This is a genomic window from Ramlibacter sp. G4-7 (assembly GCF_057784995.1).
The window spans coordinates 309,405-330,177 of record NZ_JBYNTT010000003.1; the positions used below are offsets into that span (position 1 = coordinate 309,405).

The following is a 20,773-nucleotide window of genomic DNA, read 5'->3' on the forward strand; positions in this document are numbered from 1 at the left end:
CCCTAGAATGAATCGCTCCCCCTCCCACCTTCATCCAGAACTCGAATACAGACCATGAAGTTGATCGGATCCACCAGCAGCCCGTACGTGCGCAAGGTGCGCGTCGTGATGGCCGAGAAGAAGCTGGACTACCAGTTCGTCGAGGAAGACGTGTGGTCGGCGGGCAGCAACATCATGCAGTCCAACCCGCTCGGCAAGGTGCCGTGCCTGGTGATGGAAGGCGGCGAGGCGCTGTTCGACTCGCGCGTGATCGTCGAGTACCTCGACACGCTGTCGCCCGTGGGCAAGCTGATTCCCGCCGTGGGCCGTGAGCGCGCGGAGGTCAAGACCTGGGAAGCGCTGGCCGACGGCGTGATGGACGCCCTCGTGCTCGCGCGCCTGGAGTCGCACTGGCAGGGCCGGGCCAAGGGCGAGCGCTCGCAGGCCTGGATCGATCGCCAGCTGGCCAAGGCCGACGCGAGCTTCAAGGCGATGAGCCAGGGCCTGGGCGAAAAGCCCTTCTGCGCCGGCATCTACCTGAGCCTGGCGGACATCGCGGTGGGCTGCGCCCTGGGCTACGCGGATTTCCGCTTCCCGGAGCTGCCTTGGCGCAGCACCCATCCGAATCTGGCCAAGCTGCAGGACAAGCTCATGCAGCGCGCCAGCTTCGCGGACTCGGTGCCCGGCTGAAGCGCCGCGGCGGGTTCACAAAAATTTACCCCGTGCGCGGGGCCGCAGTGGGAACTGGCGGACTTGCGGACGAGTCCATTGGCACAGAGGCAGGGACTTTCCGCTCACCAGTTTTGCTGCTGCGAAGCCGTCCGCGCGCATGCGCCCGGATGCAATCCCGAGGCGACTCTTCTCCTCCTCCCTCCCTCCCTCCTTCGTCACGGAGCGCTTCGCGGCATTTTTATTTCGACGATCGACAACGGCGGCCCTCGGGCCGCCGTTTCGCTTCCGGGCAGGCTCAGCGCGCGAGCGCCTTCTCGACGGCCTGCAGGAAGTCGCGGTCTTCCGGCTTCGTCATGCTGCTGTAGGCGGCCACCACCTTGCCGTCCCGGCCCACCAGGTACTTGTAGAAATTCCACAGCGGCGCGCGCCCGGTCTGTGCCGCGAGCTCGCGGAACAGCGGGTTGACGTCGCTGCCGCGCACCGCGGTCTTGGCGAACATGGGGAAGCGCACGCCGAAGGTGTTCTCGCAGAAATCGGCGATGTCCTTGTTGCTGCCCGTCTCCTGCGCGAAATCGTTGGACGGGAAGCCCAGGACGACCAGGCCGCGCTCGCGGTAGCGTGCGTACAGCTTTTCCAGGCCTTCGTACTGCGGCGTGAAGCCGCAGAAGCTGGCCGTGTTCACCACCAGCAGCACGCGCCCGCTGTACTGGCACAGGGACTGCGGCTTTTCGTCCTGCAGGCGCGGGAAGGTGTGCTGCAGCAGCGCCGGGCAGGCCGCCGGCGGGTCGGCCGCGGCGACGGGGCCCGCCAGGGCGGCGGCGAACAGGAACGCGAGCAAGGGTCTGGCCATGCCGGGCATCTTGGCGCCGCGCCCGGGAGGTGTCCAGCGCGACGTTCGTCGCCGATTTCCCCCCGCCGGCAGGGCGCCATGGCTCGCCGGCCAGCGTTTGTCACATACCCGGCCTAAAATGAGGGTTACAAGAAGGCCTGCCATGCTGTATCCGGAACTGTTCAAGCAACTCGAGTCCGTCCGCTGGGACATGGACAAGGACATCCCGTGGGCGACGTTCGACGCCTCCCTGCTGTCCGAGGAGCAGGCGCAGACCATCAAGATGAACGCGATCACGGAGTGGGCCGCGCTGCCCGCCACCGAGATGTTCCTGCGCGACAACCGCGACGACAGCGACTTCTCGGCGTTCATGTCGATCTGGTTCTTCGAGGAACAGAAGCATTCCCTGGTCCTCATGGAGTACCTGCGCCGCTTCCGGCCCGACCTGGTCCCCACCGAAGAGGAACTGCACGAGATCCGCTTCGAGTTCGACCCGGCGCCGGCGCTGGAGACCCTCATGCTGCACTTCTGCGGCGAGATCCGCCTGAACCACTGGTACCGCCGCGCCTCCGAATGGCATACCGAGCCGGTCATCAAGCACATCTACCAGACCTTGAGCCAGGACGAGGCGCGCCACGGCGGCGCCTACCTGCGCTACATGAAGCGCGCCATCAACAACTTCGGCGTCGAGGCGAAGGCCGCCTTCGTCAAGGTGGGCGTGCTCATGGCCAGCGCCCGCCGCACCGCGCAGGCGCTGCATCCGACCAACCTGCACGTGAACAAGGCGCTGTTCCCGAACGACACGATCCAGTCGCGCCTGCCCAACCCCGAGTGGCTGGAGCACTGGCTCGACACCCAGATCAAGTTCGATGCGGTCTGGGAGAACAAGGTCGTGGAGCGCATCCTGCACAACATGAGCCTGCTGATGGACCGCAGCTTCAAGAGCGTGCAGGAGCTCAATCGCTACCGCAAGGAGCTGCAGGGCAGCCTCGGCGGCACTGCGGCCGTGCCCGACCCGGCGTGAGCCCCGCCCGGCCGCCCGAAGGGGCTCGCCCCACTGCAGCCCGCTGGGCGCAGGTGCTGGTGTGACTGGCGTGGCGTTCCTGGACAAGATCGTCGGGCGGCGCGAGGCGGCCGCCCGCATGGCGTCCCTGTCCGGGCCTGTCGTCTTCACCAACGGCGTCTTCGACGTGCTTCACCGCGGCCACGTCACCTACCTCGCGCAGGCGCGCGCGCTGGGCGGCAGCCTGGTCGTGGCGCTCAATACCGACGCCTCCGCACGCCGCCTGGGCAAGGGGCCGGACCGTCCCCTGAACGGCGAACAGGACCGTGCCATCGTCATGGCGGCGCTGGAGGCCGTGAGCCTCGTCACCTGGTTCGACGAGGACACGCCCGTGCAGCTGCTGTCGGAGCTCAGGCCGCAGCTGTACGTGAAGGGTGGCGACTACGACATGCGCACGCTGGCCGAGACGGCGCTGGTCGAAGGCTACGGCGGCCGCGCCCTGGCGATCCCCTTCGTGGACGGCTATTCGACGTCCGGGCTGGTGCAGCGCATCCGCGCCGCATCCTGAGTTTCAAGGTCCCCGCCTCAGGCGGCCCGCGGCCGCCGCCGCAAGCGGCGTTTCACGCGCGACCTCGCCGACTTCACGAAGTGCTCCGCGTCGTCGACATACTCGAACACCACCGGCACCACCAGCAGGCTCAGCGCCGTGGACGTGATCAGCCCGCCGATCACCGCGATCGCCATCGGCGAGCGGAAGCTCGGGTCGGCGGCGCCGAAACCGATGGCGATCGGCAGCATGCCCGCGCCCATGGCGATCGTGGTCATGATGATCGGCCGGGCGCGCTTGTGGCAGGCATCGAGCAGCGCGTCGAAGCGCGACAGGCCCTGCTCGCGCCGCGCGACGATCGCGTATTCCACCAGCAGGATGGAGTTCTTGGTGGCGATGCCCATGAGCATGATCAGTCCGATCAGCGACGGCATCGAGAAGCTTTTCTGCGCGACCAGCAGGCCCACGAAGGCGCCGCCCAGCGCCAGCGGCAGCGCGCTTAGGATGGTGACCGGGTGCAGGAAGTCCTTGAACAGGAGCACCAGCACGATGTAGATGCACAGCACGCCGGTGAGCATGGCCAGGCCGAAGCTGGCGAACAGCTCGCCCATCATCTCGGCGTCACCCACGGTGGCCACGCGCACGCCGGCGGGCAGGTTGCGCACGGCGGGCAGTTGCTGCACGGCGTCGGCCACTTCGCCCAGGGGCTGGCCGGAGAGCTCGATCTCGAAATTGACGTTGCGCGAGCGGTCGTAGCGGTCGATCACCGCGGGACCGCCGGTGAGTTCCAGCGTGGCGACCTGTCCCAGCATCACGGGGCCGCGCGCGCCGGGCACCGACAGGCGCTCCAGCACGGCGAGGTCCTGGCGCGCATCGGAGCGCAGCCGCACGTTGATGGGGACCTGCCGCTGCGCCAGATTGAGCTTGGGCAGCGCCACGTCGTAGTCGCCCGTGGTCGCGATGCGCAGGGTGTCGCCGATCGCCTGGCTGGTCACGCCCAGGTCGGCCGCCTTGGCGAAGTCCGGTCGCACGACGATCTCGGGACGGATCAGGCTCGCGGTGGAGGCGATCTGGCCCAGACCGGGGATGGTGCGCAGGTCCTTCTCCACCGCCACGGCCGCCTGCTGCAGGGCCTTGGGATCTTCCCCCGTGAGGACCAGGATGTACTTCTCCCCCGAGCCGCCCAGGCCGACCTTGGTCCGCACGCCGGGCAAGGGTTCGAGCGCGGTGCGGATCTCGTTCTCGATGCCCTGCTTGCGCGGGCGATCGCCGCGTTCCTGCAGCAGGATCGTGAGCGTTGCCTTGCGGGCCTCGGCGGCGCCCACGTTCGCCATGGGGTCGCCGCCGGCCGCGCCGCCGCCTATGGTGGTGTAGACGCTCTGCACGTGCTTGACGCGCAGGACGGCCTGGCGCGCCTGTTCGGCGGCCGCGCGTGTCTGCTCCAGCGTGGAGCCGGGCGGCAGCTCGAGGTAGACCTGCGTCTGCGAGTTGTCGTCCGGCGGGATGAAGCCGGTGGGCAGCAGGGGGATCAGCGCGACCGAGGCGATGAAGAACAGGGTGGCCAGGATCATGGTCTTGACCCGGTTCTTCATGCTCCAGGTCACGCAGCGCATGTAGAAGCGCAGCCATCCGGGCTCGTGGTGCCCGTCCTTCGCTGGCCGGAGCATGTAGGCCGCCATCATGGGCGTGAGCAGGCGCGCGACCACCAGGGAAGCGAACACCGCGAGCGCGGCCGTCCAGCCGAACTGCTTGAAGAACTTGCCGGCGATGCCGCTCATGAAGGCGGTGGGCAGGAAGACCGCGATCAGCGTAAAGGTGGTGGCGATCACCGCCAGGCCGATCTCGTCGGCGGCGTCCATCGCGGCCTGGTACGGCGTCTTGCCCATCTGCAGGTGGCGCACGATGTTTTCCACTTCCACGATGGCGTCGTCCACCAGGATGCCGATCACCAGCGACAGCGCCAGCAGCGTCACGACGTTGATGGAAAAACCGAGCAGGTGCATGCCGACGAAGGCCGGGATCACGGACATCGGCAGCGCCACGGCGGACACGAAGGTGGCGCGCCAGTCGCGCAGGAACAGCCACACCACGATCACCGCGAGGATGGCGCCTTCGTACAGCAGGTGCAGCGAGCCTTCGTACTCTTCCTGCACCGGCGTGACGAAGTCGAAGGCCTGGGTGAGCTGGATGTCCGGGTGCTGCGCCTTGAGCTGCGCCAGGGCCTGGTGGACGGCGGCCCCGACCTGCACCTCGCTCTCGCCGCGGCTGCGCGAAACCTCGAAACCGACCACCGGCTTGCCGTCCAGGTAGGCGGCCGAACGGCGCTCGGCGATCGTGTCGGTGACCTCGGCCACGTCGGCCAGCCGGATGGTCCGGCCGCCGCCGATGCCGATCTGCAGCAGGCCGATCTCGCGCGCGCTCTGCACCGTGGCCAGCGTGCGCACGGGCTGCTCGCCGCCGCCCACGTCGGTGCGGCCGCCCGCGCTTTCGGTCTGCACCTGGCGCAGCTGGCGCGAGATGTCCGAGGCCGTCACGCCCAGGGCTTCGAGCCGCAGCGGGTCCAGGGCCACGCGCACTTCGCGGCTCACGCCGCCGACGCGGTTGACCGCGCCCACGCCCGGCACCGCCAGCAGCCGGCGCGAGAGGTCGTTGTCGACGAACCAGGACAGCGCTTCCTCGTCCATGTTCGGCGAGGCGATGGTGAAGGCCAGCATCGGCTGGCTGGCCAGTTCCAGCTTGCTCACGATCGGATCGCGCAGGTCCGCCGGCAGGTCGGAGCGCACGCGCGCGACGGCGGAGCGCACGTCGTCCACCGCCTCCTGCACGGGCTTTTCCAGGCGGAACTCCACGGTGTGTGTGACCACGCCGTCCTGCACCTTGGTCGTGATGTGCTTGAGCCCCTGGATGGTGGCGATGGAGTTCTCGATCTTGCGGGCGACGTCCGACTCCAGCTGCGAAGGCGACGCTCCTGGCAGCGCAGCCGTGACCATCACCGTGGGCAGGTCGATGTCCGGGAAGTTCTGCACCTTCATCGCCTTGAAGGACAGCAGCCCGCCGAACGTGAGCAGCACGAACAGCATCACCGAGGGAATCGGGTTGCGGATCGACCAGGCCGAAACGTTCATGGCTTCCTCTCGGCCGATGCCGGCGCGGAGGCGGCCGCCGCTCCGGCCGCCGCGGTGGCGCCGGCCCCGTTGGTGACGCGCACGAGGTCCCCTTCGTTGAGGAAGCCGCCGCCGCTGGCGACCACCCGGGTGCTGGTGTCCACGCCGGAGATCACTTCCACGCGGTCGCCGGCAATGCGGCCGATCTGCACCTTCACCTGCGCCACCCGGTTGTCCGGCAGCACGCGCATGAGGTAGTTGAAGCCCTCGCGCACGACCAGCGCCTGCTGCGGCACCGTCAGTGCCGGCTGCGTGCCGAGGTCGAACTCGCCTCGCGCGAACATGCCGGCCCGCGCGGTGTCGGCGGCGGGGCCGGGCAGCGGGGTTACGTCGACATAGACGATGGCGACGCGGCTTTGCGGGTCCACCGTGGGGCCGATGGTGCGCACCCGGCCTTCCAGCCGCGCGTTGCTGGTCGCGGTGACCAGCGCCCGTGTTCCCGGCCGCACGCGGCCCAGCTCCGAGGAAGTCACCTCCGCACGCCACTCCAGGCGGCCCTTGCGGATCATGCGAAAGAGCTCGGTTCCGTTGTTGACGACCGCGCCCACGGTGGCCGTGCGCGCGGAGATCACGCCGTCGTCCGGCGCCAGCACCTGCGTCTGCTTCAGGCGCACGCGCTGCTGCTGCATCTGCGCACGCGCCGCTTCCACGCGCGCCTGCGCCGTCTTCTCCGCCGTGAGGTACTGGTTGATCTGGGAAGCGCTCATGGCGCCGGTCTGTTGCAAGGTGCGCGCGCGCGCGGCGTTGTTGGCCGCTTCCGCAGCGGAAGCTTCCGCCTCGGCGACCGAGGCCTGCGCCTGCGCCGCCTCCGCACGCACGGAGTCGTCCGCGAAGCGCGCGAGCACCTGGCCGTGCCGCACCCGGTCGCCGACGTTGACCAGCACTTCGGCGATGCGCAGGCCGCTCGCCTCGGCGCCGACGCTGGCCTCCTGCCAGGCTGCCAGGTTGCCGTTGGCCGCCAGCACCACGGGCAGCAGGACCTGCTGCGGCGTCACCGTCGTCACCGTGAGGGCAGGCTTGGGGGCCGACTTCTTCGCCGGTTCGCCCTTGTCGCCGCAGGCCGCCAGCAGCGTGCAGGCCAGCAGCACGGCGCCCAGTGTTTTCGCTCGAGCCATCACCGTCTTGTTCCTCGTTCTCGTGCCGTCATTGGCTGGCCAGGGGCGCGTCGGGCCGTTCCCAGCCGCCGCCGAGCGCACGGTACAGCGCGATCCAGGCGGCAACGCGATCGCGCTGCACGTTGGCCAGCGCGAGTTCCGCGCCCAGCGCCAGGCGGCGCTGGTCCTCCATCTCGAACAGGCTGCCCAGGCCGCTGCGGTAGCGCGCTTCCGCCGCGGCGAAGGAGACGCGGTAGCCCTCGAACGCTGTGCGCACGTCCTCGCTGCGCGCGCGGGCGCTGTCCAGGTTGACGAGCGCCTCCTCCACCTCGCGCACCGCCTGCCGCACGCGCGCGGCGTAGAGCGTCGCTGCCTGCTCGTAGCGCGCCGCCGCCGCGTCCTCGGCGGCTGCCAGCCGGCCGCCGTCGAACAGCGGCAGCGTGAGCGCCAGCGGCCCGATTGACCAGGTCTGCGCGTTCGCCGTGTGGCCGTTGACGTGGATCCAGCCACTGCTGATCTGGCCGGTGAGCGACAGCCGCGGAAAGCGGTCGGCGCGGGCGGCGCCCACGTCGGCGCTGGCAGCGGCGACTTCGCGCTCGGCCGCATAGATGTCGGGCCGCTGGGCGATCAGGGCCGCGGGCACGGACGGGATGGCGGCGCTGGCGATCCCGGTCGGCTCGCGCCACGGCGCGGCCAGGCGCCGGCGCAACTCGGGCTCCGGCAGGCCGGTCAGGGCCACCAGGCCCTTGGCCAGCAGGTCGCATTGCGCCTGCTGCTGCGTGGCGCGGACGGCACCTTCGGCCGCGCTGGCGCGCGCTTGTGCCGCGACCGCCGGTGCGGTGAAGCCGGCGTCGGCGCTCAGGCCGGTGAGCCGCGCGGTCTCCGCGCGCGAGGCGGCGTCATTGCGCGTGACCGCGAAGAGCTCGAAGCAGGTGCGCAGGTCGACGTACGTGGTGGCGGTTTCGGCGGCGACCGCGACCCGGGCTTCGTGCCAGCCTGCTTCGGCGCCGGACAGGCGGGCCGTGGCGGCGTCCGCGCGCGCGCCGAGGCCGCCGAACAGGTCGGCCTCCCAGGCGACCTGCACGGTGTTCTGCACGATGGTCGACAGCGGCACCCCGGCCTGCGCATTGCCGCGCGTGGCCGTCGAGCTCGCGTCCACCGTGGGCAAGCTCGCGGCCCGCGCGGCGACGCGGGCCGAGCGGGCCTCCGCGATGCGTCCGGCCGCGGTGGCCACGTCGGGACTCGCCGTCTGCGCGGCCTCGACCAGGTCCACCAGCAGGGGGTCGTCGAACTGCTGCCACCACTGGCGCAGGTCCGACACCGTGCCGCCGTGCGGCAGCGGCGCGTACCAGTCGGGCGGGGCCGTGCCGGCAAGGGTGGATGGCGGGCGGGGAACGGCGCAGCCGGCGAGCACAGACAACAAGCCGGCCGCCGCCGCCAGGTGGCGCAGAAGCTTCATCGGTCCTTCCCCGGTCGGGGCGTTTCGCTTGCACCGCGGCGGCCCGCCCTCGTGCGGCGGGGTCGCGGCGAAACGGGCTAGCCTATCACCACGGCGTGATGTCGTGCGACAAAGGTCTCAAGCCGTAACTCGGCCGAACACGTGCTCCCACAGGGCCAGGATGGGATCGCGCTGCTGCCACAGGCCATCCTGTTCGACCTGGGTCGATTCCTCGTTCAGGCGCGCGTGGTGCTGGTGGCGGCGCAGTTCCCGGTAGGCGGACGCGGCCGCCTGGCCGACGCCCGCCGGCAACAGGCCGGCGGTCTCGGCCCGCTGCAGCAGGGCGATGTTGCCGACGTTGGGCCGCAGCTCGGGATGCGCTCCGGACTGCGACAGCACCAGGAACTGCACCGCGAACTCCGCATCGACCATGCCCCCCGGGCTGTGCTTCAGGTCGAAGCGCCCGGCCTTGACCGGGTGCGCGCTGCGCACCTTCTCGCGCATGGTGATGATCTCGCGCCGCAGCGCGTCCAGGTCGCGTGGGGCGGTGATGACCGCCTCGCGCACCGCGTCGAAGCGCGGGTGCAGGGACTCCAGGCCGGCCACGAAACGCGCGCGCGTCATGGCCTGGTGCTCCCAGGTCCAGGCCGTGTTGCTGCCGCGCCCCTGCTGGTAGTTCGCATAGGCCTGGAAGCTCGTCACCAGCAGGCCCGAGCTGCCATTGGGCCGCAGCGCCGTGTCGATCTCGAACAGGTCGCCTTCGGCCGTCTTGGTCGACAGCCAGTTGATGATCCTGCGCACGTAGGCCGCGTACACCTCGGGCGCGCGCTCGTCCTCGTCCTCGAAGACGAACACGATGTCCAGGTCGCTGCCGTAGCCCAGTTCCTTGCCGCCCAGCTTGCCGTAGCCGAGGATGGCGAACAGCGGCTCCTCGCGGTGGCGCTGCTTCAGCCGCTCCCAGCACCAGCGGGCGGTGACCTTCAGGGTGGTGTCGGCCAGCAGGCTCAGCTCGTCGGCGACCTCTTCGACGGTCAGCACGCGTTCGACGTCGCGCGCGAGCGTGCGGAACAGCTCCGCGTGGTGCGCGCGGCGCAGCAGGTTCAGCAGCTCCTCGTCGTCGGCCTCGCCGGTGCGCTGCAGCGCGCGCTTGCGGTCGTCGAGGTCGCGCTCGAAGTCCTCGGGACTGAAGCGCTCCTGCAGCAGGCTGGCGCTGGCCAGTTCGTCGATGACGCCCGGGTGCTGCATCAGGTAGCGCGCCGGCCAGCGGGCCTCGCCCAGCAGCCGGATCAGGCGCTCGTGCACGCCGGGACGCTCCCACAGCAGCGCGAGGTAGCTCTCCCGGCGCAGCAGCGGCTCGATCCAGTCCGCCATGCGCACGGCCGCTTCCTCGGTGACGCGTCCTTCGCGCAGCCATTGTGCCGTGCGTCCCAGCAGGCGAGTCAGGCGTTGCCGCGCGTCGTCGCGCAGGGCCAGCACGCGCGGATGCTTGCGCCAGCGTTCGATGCGCATCTGCAGCTGCGCGGGCAGGGTTTCGATCAGCGCGTCGAGGTCGGGCGGCGGCGCCTTGCTGGCCCCCTTGCAGCCCTTGCACTCGGTCGTGCCGCCCAGCAGGCGGTCGAACTCCTCCGCGACGAATTCGCGGTGCCCGTCCAGTTCGTGCAGGAAGGGGCAGCAGTCCGCATAGCCCATGGTTCGGGCGATCCAGGACAGGTCGGAGCCGTCGTCGTCGTCGCGGCAACCCATGGGCAGCACGTGCGTCTGCTGGTCGTCCAGGTACTGGATGCGGTGTTCCACGCGCCGCAGGAAGGTGTACGCCGCCGCCAGCGCGCCCGCCGTTTCGTCGGACATGAGGCCCGCCGCTGCGAGCCGCTGCAGCGCCTGCAGCGTCGGGCGCGTGCGCAGCTCGGGGAACTGGCCGCCGCGCACCACCTGCAGCAGCTGCACGATGAACTCGATCTCGCGGATGCCCCCGCGCGAGAGCTTCACGTCGTTCGCGCGCTCGGGCCGGCCGGCGGCGCGGCGCGAGGCGTGCTCGCGGATCTGCCGGTGCAGCGTGCGCAGGGCCTCGAAGACGTTGTAGTCCAGGTAGCGGCGGAACACGAAGGGCAGCACCACGGCACGCAGTTCGCGGGCCGAGCGGTCCTCGATGCAGCTGCGCGGCGCCACCACGCGGCTCTTCATCCAGGCGAAGCGCTCCCATTCGCGGCCCTGCACCTGCAGGTAGTCCTCCAGCGCGCCCAACGAGACGGCCGGCGGGCCGGAGTTGCCGTTGGGACGCAGCGCCAGGTCGACCCGGAACACGAAACCGTGCTCGGTGACGTCGCCGATCAGCCCGAAGACGGCCTTGACCGCCTTGCCGAAGTATTCGTGGTTGCTGATGCGCCCGCGGCCGTCGGCGCCGCCGGCGGTCTCGCCGTCCTGGTCGTAGACGTAGATCAGGTCGATGTCGCTGGACACATTGAGCTCGCGCGCCCCGAGCTTGCCCATGCCCACGACCCACAGCTGCGCGCGCTGCCCTTCGGGCGTGAGCGGGGCGCCATGCAGCAGGTCGAGGTCGGCGAAGGCCTGCCGGCAGGCCGCATCGAGCGCGAATTCCGCGAGCGTGGTGACGGCGGTGGTGATCGTTTCCAGCGGCGCCTGCCCGTCGCAGTCCAGCGTCACCAGCCGTTCCATGACCAACTGGCGCAGCACGCGCAGCGCCGGCGCGACACCGTGGCCGCGTGCACGCAACGCTTCGTAAGCGGCGACCATCTCGGGGGAACCCGGGACGCCCGGCGGCAACAAAGCAAGTTCCGCGGCGTAGCGGCGGCGCAGCCGCTGCACGAAGCGCGAATGCGCCGAAGGAGGAGTTTCCCCGCTGCCCGTGTCTGCCGGGATCGGGGCCCCCCCGACGCCGGGGGCTGGAATGTCCATGCCTGCAGAACCCGGCGCGGCGCCCAGGGTCATAATTCCTGCCTGTCCGATGTATTCATGAATGCGACGCCGCCGAATCCCTCACGCGCGCTGAGGTTGTTTGCAGCAGCGGCCAAGTGGTCCTTGTGGCTGCTCCTGGCCGCGGCCTTGCTGCTGTCGCTGGCGTGGGGGGCGCTTCATGCATTCATTGTGCCGCGAATCGGCGAGCTGCGCCCCGCGCTGGAAATCCGGGCCAGCCGGGTGCTGGGGATCCCGGTGCGCATAGGCGCCATCAGTGCGCGCAGCGAGGGCCTGATCCCGTCGGTCACCCTGCGCGATGTGGTGCTCCTGGACGACCAGGGCCGCGCCGCCCTCACCTTGCCCCTGGTGGTCGGCGCGGTCTCGCCGCGGTCGGTCTGGAACCTGGGCTTCGAGCAGCTGTACATCGAGGGGCCGCGGCTGGACATCCGGCGCACCGCGGACGGCCGCGTCTTGGTGGCCGGCCTGGACCTCTCGCGCAGCAGCGACAACGACGGCCGGGCGGCCGACTGGTTCTTCGGCCAGGGCGAATTCATCATCCAGGGCGGCTGGCTGCAGTGGACGGACGAACAGCGGGGTGCGCCGCCGCTGGTCCTGAGCCACGTGGACTTCGTCGCGCGCAATGCGGCGCGCCGCCACCTGCTGCGGCTGGAGGCGACGCCGCCGCCGGATTGGGGGCAGCGCTTCTCCGTGTCCGGCATGTTCCGCCAGCCGCTGCTCACGCAACGCGCAGGCCAATGGCGGCAGTGGAGCGGCGAGATGCACGCCGACTTCGCCGCCGTGGACCTGTCGCAGCTGCGCCGCCAGGCGGATCTGGGCATCGACATCGCGCAGGGCCAGGGGCGGCTGCGCGCCTGGGCCGACGTGGAACGCGGCGAGATCGTGGGCGGAACGGCGGACGTGATGCTGCGCGACGTGAACGCCACGCTGGGGCCGCAGCTGGAGCCGCTGGCGCTGCAGTCCGTGTCCGGCCGTCTGGGCGGGCGGCGGCTTGCGGGCGGCTTCGAGTTCCACACCCAGGAGCTGCAGTTCCTCACCCAGGATGGCCAGCGCTGGCCGGGCGGCAACGTCGCCCTGACCTGGACGGGACCCGATGGCCTGGCGCCGGCGCAGGGCGAGCTGCGCGCGGACATGCTGGACCTCGGCGCGCTCAGCCAGGTCGCCAGCCGCCTGCCGCTGGGTGCCCCGACGCATGCCGCGCTACAAGCGTATGCGCCGCGCGGGCTGGTCGAGCGGGTGCAGGCGCGCTGGCAAGGCCCGCTGGAAGGGCTGCAGAAGTACGAGGCGCGCGGCCGGGCGACGCGGCTGGAACTGGCCGCCCGGCCGCATCCCGAGGGCCATGCCGGGACGCCCGGCGTGCGTGGCGCCAGCCTGGACTTCGACCTGAACCAGTCCGGCGGCAAGGCGCAGCTGGCGCTCGCGCAAGGCGCCCTGGAATTTCCCGGCGTGTTCGAGGAGCCGGTGCTGCCGCTGGACTCCCTGCGCGCGGACGTGCAATGGCAGATCGACGGCGAGCAGTTGTCCCTGAACGTGACCAATGCGCGCTTCGCCAATGCCGACGCCAGCGGCGAGGCGAAGGCGAGCTGGCGCACCGCGAATTCGCGCAAGCAGCCGGGCGCCAGCCGCTTTCCGGGCACGCTGGACCTGAGCGGCAGCCTCAGCCGCGCCGACGGCACGCGCGTGTGGCGTTACCTGCCGCTGGGCGTTCCCAAGGCGGCGCGCGACTACGTGCAGGAGGCGGTGCAGGCGGGGCATGCCACGGGCGCGAAGTTCCGCGTGCGCGGCGACCTGCGCCAGTTCCCCTTCCCGGACAACAAGGGCGGCGAGTTCCTCGTCGCCGCGCAGGTGCGCGACGTCACCTACGCCTACGTGCCGCGCGGCCTGCAGGAAGGCGGCGCACCCTGGCCGGCGCTGGCGGACGTCGACGGCGAACTGGTGTTCCGCGGCAACGGCATGCAGGTCAAGGACGTGCGCGGGCGCGTGCTGGGGCTGCCCAAGCTGCAGGTGCAGGCCGATGCGCAGATCCCCGACTTCCACAAGTCGGTGGTGCAGGTGCAGGGCAAGGTGGCGGGGCCGCTGGCGGACGCGCTGGCCCTGGTCAACACCTCGCCGCTGGCGCCGATGACGAACAACGCCCTGGCAGGGGCGACCGGTGGCGGCAAGGCCGACACGAGCCTGCGCCTGGTGCTGCCCTTGTCCGACCTGGCGCGGTCCCAGGTGCAAGGCACGGTGACGCTGGCCGGCAACGACGTGCAGCTTTCGCGCGATTCGCCGGTGCTGTCTCGTGCCCGTGGCACCGTGCAGTTCTCCGAACGCGGGTTCCAGCTGGCCGGAGTGCAGGCCCGAGCGCTGGGCGGCGACGTGCGGTTGGAAGGCGGGACGCGTGCCATGGCCGGTGAGCCGAGCCCGGTCGTGCAACTGCGCGGCCAGGGCACGGCGACCGCCGAGGGCCTGCGGCAGGCCGGCGAACTCGGCTTCCTGGCGCGCCTGGCACGGGACTTCAGCGGCTCCACCAGCTACAACCTGGGCCTGCTGTTCAGGCGCGGCGTGCCGGAGGTGCAGGTCACGAGCAGCCTGCAGGGCCTGGGCATCAACCTGCCGGCACCGCTGAACAAGGCGCCGGAGGCGCAGCTGCCCTTGCGCTACGAAACGGCGCTCACGCGCGAGGCCCTCGCGCCGGGCGCCCGGCTGCACGAACAGTTGTCGGTGGAGATCGGGCGGGTCGCGGCCGTGCACTTCGTGCGCGACCTGGGCACGCCGGAGGCGCCGGTGCTGCGCGGGAGCATCGGCGTGGGGCTGGCGCCGGGCGAGACGGTGCACCTGCCCGCGGACGGCGTGACGGCCAACCTGCAGCTCGGGCGCTTCGACGTCGACGCCTGGGAAGAAGCGCTGGGGCGCATGACCGGCAGCGACGCCGCTGGCGGCACTGCAGCGCGCAGCGAAGGGGGCAGCGGCTCCAGCTATCTGCCGACGATCGTCGCCTTGCGGGCCAGGGAGCTGAGCATCGAGGGCCGGCCGCTGCACAACGTGATCGTGGGCGGGTCGCGCGACGGGCGCGTGTGGCGCGCCAACGTGGAGGCGGACGAACTCAATGGCTACATCGAGTACCGGCAGCCGCAGGGCGCGGGTGCGAGCGCCGGTGCCAGCGCCGGTGCCGGCCGCGTGTACGCGCGTCTGGCTCGCCTGAACATCGCCGCTTCGGCGGCGAGCGACGTCGAGAGCCTGCTGGAGCAGCAGGCCGGCACCATGCCGGCGCTGGACGTTATCGTGGAGGAGTTCGAACTCAAGGGACGCAAGCTCGGGCGCCTGGAGATCGACGCGGTCAACCGCGGCGCGGCCGCCGTGGCGCGTGAAGGCGGCGTGCGCGAGTGGCGCCTGAACAAGCTGGCGCTGACCATGCCGGAGGCGAGCTTCTCGGCTTCCGGCAACTGGGCGGCCGTCGGCGCGCAGGCCGTGGCGTCGAGCCCGCGCCAGGCGCGCGTCGCGGAGCAGCGCCGCACGTCCATGAAGTTCCGCATCGACATCGCCGATGCCGGCCAGGTGCTCGCGCGCTTCGGGACCAAGGACGTGGTGCGGCGCGGCCGCGGGCAGATGGAAGGCACCGTGTCGTGGATGGGGTCGCCGCTGGCGTTCGACTACCCCTCGCTGACCGGCAACTTCCGCGTGAACGTCGAAAGCGGCCAGTTCATGAAGGCCGACCCGGGGCTCGCGAAGCTGCTCAGCGTGCTGAGCCTGCAATCGTTGCCGCGCCGCCTCTCGCTCGACTTCCGGGACGTGTTCACGCAAGGCTTTGCCTTCGACTTCGTGCGGGGCGACATCGCCATCGAGCAGGGCATAGCCTCCACCAACAACCTGCAGATGAAGGGCGTCAACGCCGCCGTGCTGATGGAAGGGCGCGCCGACATCGCGCGGGAGACGCAGGACCTGAAGGTGGTGGTGGTGCCGGAGATCAATGCCGGGACCGCGTCCCTGGTGGCCACCGCCATCAACCCGGCCATCGGTGTCGGTACCTTCCTGGCGCAGATGTTCCTGCGCGAGCCGCTCATGAAGGCGGCGACCCAGGAGTTCCACGTCGACGGCACCTGGGCGGACCCGCGGGTGACCAAGGTGGAGCGCACGCAGACGGCCACCGGGTCCTCCGGCGCGCCCGTCGAACCCGCCACCCGCTAGGACGGAGGAAGACCCATGAAGATCGCCGCCTTGCAGACCGTCTCCGGCACCACCGTCGCCGGCAACCTGGAGGTGGCGCGCGCCCTGCTCGCGCGCGCCGCCGAACGCGGCGCCGAACTGGCCGTGCTGCCCGAGTACTTCTGCCTCATGGGCCAGCGCGACCGCGACAAGCTCGCCGTGCGCGAGCGCTTCGGCAGCGGGCCCGTGCAGGACTTCCTGGCCGCGCAGGCGCGCGCGCTGGGCCTGTGGATCGTGGGCGGCACGCTGCCGCTGGTGGCCGAGAGCGAGGAACACGTGCGCAACGCGAGCCTCGCCTACTCGCCGCAAGGCGAATGCGTGGCGCGCTACGACAAGATCCATCTCTTCCGGTTCGACAACGGCCGCGAGCAGTACGACGAGTCGCGGGTCATCGAGCCCGGTGCGGCGCCGCAAAGCTTCGTGCTGCCGTCGCGCGACGGCCATGCCTGGCGCGTGGGCCTGTCGGTCTGCTACGACCTGCGGTTCCCCGAGCTGTACCGCGGCCTCGGTGCCGAGCTGCTGCTGGTGCCGAGCGCGTTCACGCATCCCACGGGCGAGGCGCACTGGGAACTGCTGCTGCGCGCGCGCGCCGTGGAGAACCTCACCTACGTGTGCGCGCCGGCGCAGGGCGGGCGGCATGAGAACGGCCGCCGCACCTGGGGCCATTCCATGGTCGTCGATCCCTGGGGCGAGGTGGTGGCGCAGCGCGCGGAAGAGGGCGCCGGCGTCGTGCTGGCCGAGCTCGATGCGGCCCGCGTCGCGCAGCTGCGCACGCAACTGCCCGCGCTCGATCACAAGGTGCTATGAGCGGCGCACGGCCGTCGGGACGCGCTCGCCCGCTGCGCTCGCGCACGGGCGAGGCGCTGCCCGCGGCAGCCGGCCGGCCTGCAGGAGGTTCCTGATCATCGCACTGGCGCTTCCGTTTCCCGCCGGCATGCGGCGGTTTTCCAGCTGGCGGCGCTGGTCGCTGTGGATGCTGCTGGGCGTGCTCGTCGTCGGCATGCTGGTCACGCTCGTCTACCTGGCCGCCCGCTACGAGGCGAGCGTGGCGCAGGGCAACGTGGAGCGCGACGTGGCCGACGCGCTGAGCGACATGCGTGCGGCGCTCACCCGCAACGTGCAGGAACTGCAGGCGCTGCAGGCCGGGCCCCACGACGCGGCCGGGTGGCGGGTGCAGGCGGACGCGTTGCTGCGGCGGCACCGCGAGTGGGTCCGCATCGAGCGGCGCGGACCGGCCCTCGAGCCGCTGGTGGAAGTGGACACGCCGTACCGCTCCCCGGTGTTCGAGCGCCTGGGCCGCGCGAATTCGCTGCCCGAGGTGCAGCAGGCCTGCGCCACGGCCCGGCGCCTGAGCAGCCACGCCTATGCGCGCAGCCACTTCGAGCCGCAGGCCGACGGCCTCGGGCTGGAACTGATGGAGCTGTGCCTGCCGCTCGTGGAGGTCGGGCGCCTGCGCGGCTTCGTGGTCGCCACCTATTCGCTCACCGACCTGCTGGCCACGCAGATCGGACCGCAGTTGGGTCGCAGCCAGGAGATTTCCTTCACGGAGGCGGACGGCACGCGGCTGGCCATGCACGGGCTGGCGCGCCGCGGCACCCGCGTGTTCTCCGCGCAGCAACTGCTGGACCTGCCGGGCAACACCATGGTGCTGCGCATGGACAGCTGGCGCCGCTCGGAGCCGGACCTGTTTCCCAACGTGCTGACCGCGCTGGTGACGGTGATGTCGATCGCGCTCGTGATCGTGCTGTTCCTCCTGGGCCACGACACGCGTCGCCGCCTGCGGGTGGAGCAGGACCTGGCCGACGCGCTCGCCTTCCGCAAGGCCATGGAGGATTCCCTCGTGACCGGGCTGCGGGCGCGCGACCTGCAGGGCCGCACCACCTACGTGAACCCGGCCTTCTGCCAGATGGTCGGCTTCGCACCGGAGGAGGTGCTGGGCCGCGGCGCGCCTGCGCCCTACTGGCCGCCCGAGCGCGCCGAGGAATACGGCAAGCGCCAGGCGGTACGCCTGACCGGCGGCCACCGGCCGCCGCGCGAAGGCTTCGAGTCGGTGTTCATGCGCAAGGACGGCACGCGCTTCCCGGCACTGATCATCGAGGCGCCGCTGATCAACGCGCAAGGGCTGCAGACCGGATGGATGAGCGCGGTTCTGGACATCAGCGAGCAGCGGCGAGTGGAGGAGCTCTCGCGCGCTAGCCAGGAGCGGCTGCAGGCCACCGCGCGCCTGGCCACCGTGGGCGAGATGGCCTCCTTGCTGAGCCACGAGCTGAACCAGCCGCTGGCGGCCATCGCCAGCTATGCCCACGGCTCCATCAACCTGCTGCAGCACGCGCCGCCGCCCGCGACCGACCTGCAGCTTGCGCTGCGCCGGATCGCGGAACAGGCGGACCGGGCGGGTCGGGTGATCCGGAGCGTGCACGACTTCGTCCGCCGGCGCGACCAGGCCCGGCAGCCCGTGGGCGCGGATGCGCTGATCGACGCGGTGCTGCCGCTGGTGAACCTGCAGGCGCGCAAGCTGGGCGTTCGGGTGGAGATCCGCGTGCCGAGCGGCCTGCCCCGGGTGCTGTGCGACCGCACGATGGTGGAGCAGGTGCTGCTGAACCTGGCGCGCAATGCCATGCAGGCGATGGACGAAGCGCGCATCGCCCAGCCCGAGCTGCTGCTGCAGGTGCGCGCCACGCCCGCGACCGAAACCGGCAAGCGCTGGCTGGAGTTCTCGGTGGCCGACTGCGGCCCGGGGATCCCGGAGGAGGTGCAGCAGCAGCTGTACACGCCCTTCTTCACGACGAAGGCCGAGGGGATGGGTCTGGGCCTGAGCCTGTGCCGCACGGTGGTCGAGCAGCACGGCAGCCAGCTGGTGTTCGAGCCCAACCATCCACAGGGTACGATCTTCCGCTTCACCCTCCCGGTACAAGACGCCTGACCATGCAACCCTCGGCGGACGCCACCGTCTTCATCGTCGACGACGACGCCGGCGTGCGCGACGCGCTCGCCTGGCTGCTGCGCTCGCGCCGGCTGCTGTCCTCCAGTTTCGCCAGCGCCGAGGAGTTCGATGCGCTGCTGCAGGGCGGCTTCCTGCCGGCGCAACCCTGCTGCCTGCTGCTGGACGTGCGCATGCCGGGAATGAGCGGCCTGGCCCTGTTCGAGAAGCTCACCGAGCGGGGGCTGGTGCAGGCGCTGCCGGTCATCTTCCTCACCGGCCACGCCGACGTCCCGACCGCGGTGGACATGGTCAAGCGCGGCGCCTTCGACTTCTGCGAGAAGCCGTTCTCCGACAACGCCCTGGTGGACCGCATCGAGGAGGCCTTGCGCCGCTCCGCCGAAGTGCTCGCCTCGCAGCGGGAAAAGGGTGCGCTGCAGAGCCGCCTGGCGGAACTGACGGAGCGCGAACGCGACGTGATGCGGCTGGTGGCCAAGGGCCTGCCGAACAAGCTGATCGCCGACCAGCTCGCCATCAGCGTGCGCACGGTGGAAGTGCACCGCGCCCGCGTGTTCGACAAGATGGACGTCAAGTCAGCCGTGGAACTGGCGAACCTGCTGCGGGACCTCTAGGGAAGCCTGCACCAGCGAGCGCAGGGCAAGGAGGGGGATCCCGCTGGCCATGGCTCCGCAGTCCTCTGTGTCCTCTGCGCCTCTGCGGTGAAGGTGGTTGTCTAGGACTCCCGTTCGTCTTCCGGCGGCGGCTCCCCGCCCTTGCGGCCGGAGAACATCGTCCACCAGACGATGAACACCAGCAGCAACAGCGCGGCGAGCGCTTCCAGCAGAATCAGCAGCATGTTCCGGGTCTTATTCCTCGCGGCGATTGTAGGGACGATCGCGGGCTGCGCCGCCCCGCCACGCTACGAGGCGCCGCGGGGTCCCGTCCCTTCCGCGCAGCCAGGCGCGCCTGCATCGTCGCTGCCGCCGGCCGACGAAGCGGGGCCCTTGCCGCCCGCGCGTGTGCAGGGCAAGGCGCGCTGGGTGCCGGCGCGCTGGGCGGAGCTGCCGGGATTCTCCAGCGACGCCTTGCACGAAGCCTGGAACGCCTGGATCCGCAGCTGCGAGCGGCCGCTGCCGCCGCAGGCGGCGCTCTGTCCGGAGGTCCGGCGCCTGTCCATCGCCACGCCGGAAGAACAGAGTGCCTGGATGCAGCAGCGGCTGCAGCCCTGGCGCGTGGAAGCGCTGCAGCCCGGGGCCGAGGCGCTGCTGACCGGCTACTTCGAGCCCATGCTCGACGCGTCGCGCGTGCCCACGGCGGCGCAGCAGGTGCCGCTGTACCGGCCGCCGGCGGACCTGAACTCCCGGCGCCCGTGGTACACGCGGCAGGAGACCGATACCTTGCCGCAGGCACGGGCGGGGCTGCGCGGGCGAGAGATCGCCTACGTCGCCGACCCGCTCGATGCCCTGTCCCTGCAGATCCAGGGCTCGGGGCGGGCGCGCATCACGGAGCCCGACGGACGCGTCACGATGGCGCGCCTGGCCTACGCCGGCAACAACGAACAGCCTTATCGCAGCGTCGGTTCCTGGCTGCTGCAGCAACGCGCCATCACCGACGCCTCCTGGCCGGGGATCAAGGCCTGGGCGCGCGCCAATCCGCAGCGCGTGCAGGAAATGCTGTGGGCCAACCCGCGGATGGTGTTCTTCCGCGAGGAGCCGCTGTCCGACCTCGACGCCGCCTTCGGCCCGCGCGGCGCGCAAGGCGTGCCGCTGACGCCGGGGCGATCGATCGCGGTCGACAGGGATGGCATTCCCTACGGCACGCCCGTGTGGCTGTCCTCGCCCGGCCCGGTGCTGCCCCTGAACCGCCTGGTGTTCGCCCAGGACACGGGCAGCGCCATCGTGGGCGCGGTGCGCGCGGACTACTACGTGGGCACCGGACCGGAGGCAGGCGAGATCGCCGGCCGCCTCAAGCAGCCGCTGGCGCTGTGGGTGCTGTGGCCGCGATGAAG

At 71.1% G+C, this 20,773-nt stretch carries 14 protein-coding genes; 8 read left to right on the forward strand and 6 right to left on the reverse strand.

Annotation, left to right across the window (positions count from 1 at the left end; all coding sequences use genetic code 11):
* Window positions 1-54: 54 nt before the first annotated feature.
* Window positions 55-669: a glutathione S-transferase N-terminal domain-containing protein gene (locus AC3EGR_RS06390; protein WP_488545611.1), complete on the forward strand. Its 615-nt coding sequence runs from the start codon at window positions 55-57 to the stop codon at window positions 667-669.
* 277 nt (window positions 670-946) lie between these two features.
* Here the strand turns inward: AC3EGR_RS06390 and AC3EGR_RS06395 are convergent, their stop codons facing one another.
* Window positions 947-1,501 carry a glutathione peroxidase gene (locus AC3EGR_RS06395; RefSeq protein WP_488545612.1) on the reverse strand — a complete coding sequence of 185 codons (555 nt, stop codon included), beginning with the start codon at window positions 1,499-1,501 and terminating at the stop codon, window positions 947-949.
* A 142-nt stretch (window positions 1,502-1,643) separates the two neighbouring features.
* On the opposite strand from AC3EGR_RS06395, the gene AC3EGR_RS06400 reads away from it, so the two are divergent.
* Complete coding sequence (locus tag AC3EGR_RS06400; RefSeq protein WP_488545613.1) at window positions 1,644-2,504, forward strand: ferritin-like domain-containing protein; 861 nt, start codon at window positions 1,644-1,646, stop codon at window positions 2,502-2,504.
* 70 nt (window positions 2,505-2,574) lie between these two features.
* Complete coding sequence (locus AC3EGR_RS06405) at window positions 2,575-3,051, forward strand: adenylyltransferase/cytidyltransferase family protein (RefSeq protein ID WP_488545614.1); 477 nt, start codon at window positions 2,575-2,577, stop codon at window positions 3,049-3,051.
* Between the two features lie 17 nt (window positions 3,052-3,068).
* Here AC3EGR_RS06405 and AC3EGR_RS06410 read toward each other — a convergent pair whose 3' ends face one another.
* The 4 genes from AC3EGR_RS06410 to glnE all read right to left on the reverse strand — a co-directional run bounded on the left by AC3EGR_RS06410 (window position 3,069) and on the right by glnE (window position 11,672).
* Window positions 3,069-6,155, reverse strand: a complete 3,087-nt coding sequence (locus AC3EGR_RS06410; RefSeq protein WP_488545615.1) for an efflux RND transporter permease subunit — start codon at window positions 6,153-6,155, stop codon at window positions 3,069-3,071.
* On the reverse strand, window positions 6,152-7,309 hold the full coding sequence (locus tag AC3EGR_RS06415) for an efflux RND transporter periplasmic adaptor subunit (RefSeq protein WP_488545616.1): 1,158 nt from the start codon (window positions 7,307-7,309) through the stop codon (window positions 6,152-6,154). The genes AC3EGR_RS06410 and AC3EGR_RS06415 overlap by 4 nt, the downstream gene beginning before the upstream one ends.
* A gap of 28 nt (window positions 7,310-7,337) precedes the next feature.
* Window positions 7,338-8,747: an efflux transporter outer membrane subunit gene (locus tag AC3EGR_RS06420; RefSeq protein WP_488545617.1), complete on the reverse strand. Its 1,410-nt coding sequence runs from the start codon at window positions 8,745-8,747 to the stop codon at window positions 7,338-7,340.
* A gap of 117 nt (window positions 8,748-8,864) precedes the next feature.
* A complete protein-coding gene (gene glnE, locus AC3EGR_RS06425) occupies window positions 8,865-11,672 on the reverse strand; it encodes a bifunctional [glutamate--ammonia ligase]-adenylyl-L-tyrosine phosphorylase/[glutamate--ammonia-ligase] adenylyltransferase (protein WP_488545618.1) in 2,808 nt (935 codons plus the stop codon).
* A 24-nt stretch (window positions 11,673-11,696) separates the two neighbouring features.
* Between glnE and AC3EGR_RS06430 the strand changes: the two genes are divergently transcribed.
* From AC3EGR_RS06430 to AC3EGR_RS06445, 4 genes are all read left to right on the forward strand, one after another.
* Window positions 11,697-15,827, forward strand: a complete 4,131-nt coding sequence (locus tag AC3EGR_RS06430; RefSeq protein WP_488545619.1) for a YhdP family protein — start codon at window positions 11,697-11,699, stop codon at window positions 15,825-15,827.
* Between the two features lie 15 nt (window positions 15,828-15,842).
* Window positions 15,843-16,652 carry a carbon-nitrogen hydrolase family protein gene (locus AC3EGR_RS06435; protein ID WP_488545620.1) on the forward strand — a complete coding sequence of 270 codons (810 nt, stop codon included), beginning with the start codon at window positions 15,843-15,845 and terminating at the stop codon, window positions 16,650-16,652.
* 127 nt (window positions 16,653-16,779) lie between these two features.
* Window positions 16,780-18,768, forward strand: coding sequence for an ATP-binding protein (locus AC3EGR_RS06440; RefSeq protein WP_488545621.1), 1,989 nt, complete (start codon window positions 16,780-16,782; stop codon window positions 18,766-18,768).
* Window positions 18,769-18,770: 2 nt separating this feature from the next.
* Window positions 18,771-19,397, forward strand: coding sequence for a response regulator transcription factor (locus AC3EGR_RS06445; protein WP_488545622.1), 627 nt, complete (start codon window positions 18,771-18,773; stop codon window positions 19,395-19,397).
* Window positions 19,398-19,498: 101 nt separating this feature from the next.
* On the opposite strand, the gene AC3EGR_RS06450 is transcribed toward AC3EGR_RS06445, so the two are convergent.
* Window positions 19,499-19,621 (reverse strand): hypothetical protein, encoded by a 123-nt coding sequence (locus tag AC3EGR_RS06450; RefSeq protein WP_488545623.1) that lies wholly within the window; start codon window positions 19,619-19,621, stop codon window positions 19,499-19,501.
* Between AC3EGR_RS06450 and mltA the strand changes: the two genes are divergently transcribed.
* Entirely contained in the window at window positions 19,569-20,771 is a 1,203-nt protein-coding gene (gene mltA / locus AC3EGR_RS06455; RefSeq protein ID WP_488545624.1) for a murein transglycosylase A, read from the forward strand. The genes AC3EGR_RS06450 and mltA overlap by 53 nt on opposite strands.
* Window positions 20,772-20,773: the final 2 nt, after the last annotated feature.

Bases quoted from the DNA above. Each gene is read 5' to 3' on its own strand.
- AC3EGR_RS06390 (WP_488545611.1), top strand. From the start codon at position 55: ATGAAGTTGATCGGATCCACCAGCAGCCCGTACGTGCGCAAGGTGCGC.
- AC3EGR_RS06395 (WP_488545612.1), bottom strand. From the start codon at position 1,501: ATGGCCAGACCCTTGCTCGCGTTCCTGTTCGCCGCCGCCCTGGCGGGC.
- AC3EGR_RS06400 (WP_488545613.1), top strand. From the start codon at position 1,644: ATGCTGTATCCGGAACTGTTCAAGCAACTCGAGTCCGTCCGCTGGGAC.
- AC3EGR_RS06410 (WP_488545615.1), bottom strand. From the start codon at position 6,155: ATGAACGTTTCGGCCTGGTCGATCCGCAACCCGATTCCCTCGGTGATG.
- AC3EGR_RS06415 (WP_488545616.1), bottom strand. From the start codon at position 7,309: ATGGCTCGAGCGAAAACACTGGGCGCCGTGCTGCTGGCCTGCACGCTG.
- AC3EGR_RS06420 (WP_488545617.1), bottom strand. From the start codon at position 8,747: ATGAAGCTTCTGCGCCACCTGGCGGCGGCGGCCGGCTTGTTGTCTGTG.
- glnE (WP_488545618.1), bottom strand. From the start codon at position 11,672: ATGACCCTGGGCGCCGCGCCGGGTTCTGCAGGCATGGACATTCCAGCC.
- AC3EGR_RS06430 (WP_488545619.1), top strand. From the start codon at position 11,697: ATGAATGCGACGCCGCCGAATCCCTCACGCGCGCTGAGGTTGTTTGCA.
- AC3EGR_RS06435 (WP_488545620.1), top strand. From the start codon at position 15,843: ATGAAGATCGCCGCCTTGCAGACCGTCTCCGGCACCACCGTCGCCGGC.
- AC3EGR_RS06440 (WP_488545621.1), top strand. From the start codon at position 16,780: ATGCGGCGGTTTTCCAGCTGGCGGCGCTGGTCGCTGTGGATGCTGCTG.
- AC3EGR_RS06445 (WP_488545622.1), top strand. From the start codon at position 18,771: ATGCAACCCTCGGCGGACGCCACCGTCTTCATCGTCGACGACGACGCC.
- mltA (WP_488545624.1), top strand. From the start codon at position 19,569: ATGAACACCAGCAGCAACAGCGCGGCGAGCGCTTCCAGCAGAATCAGC.
- AC3EGR_RS06450 (WP_488545623.1), bottom strand. From the start codon at position 19,621: ATGCTGCTGATTCTGCTGGAAGCGCTCGCCGCGCTGTTGCTGCTGGTG.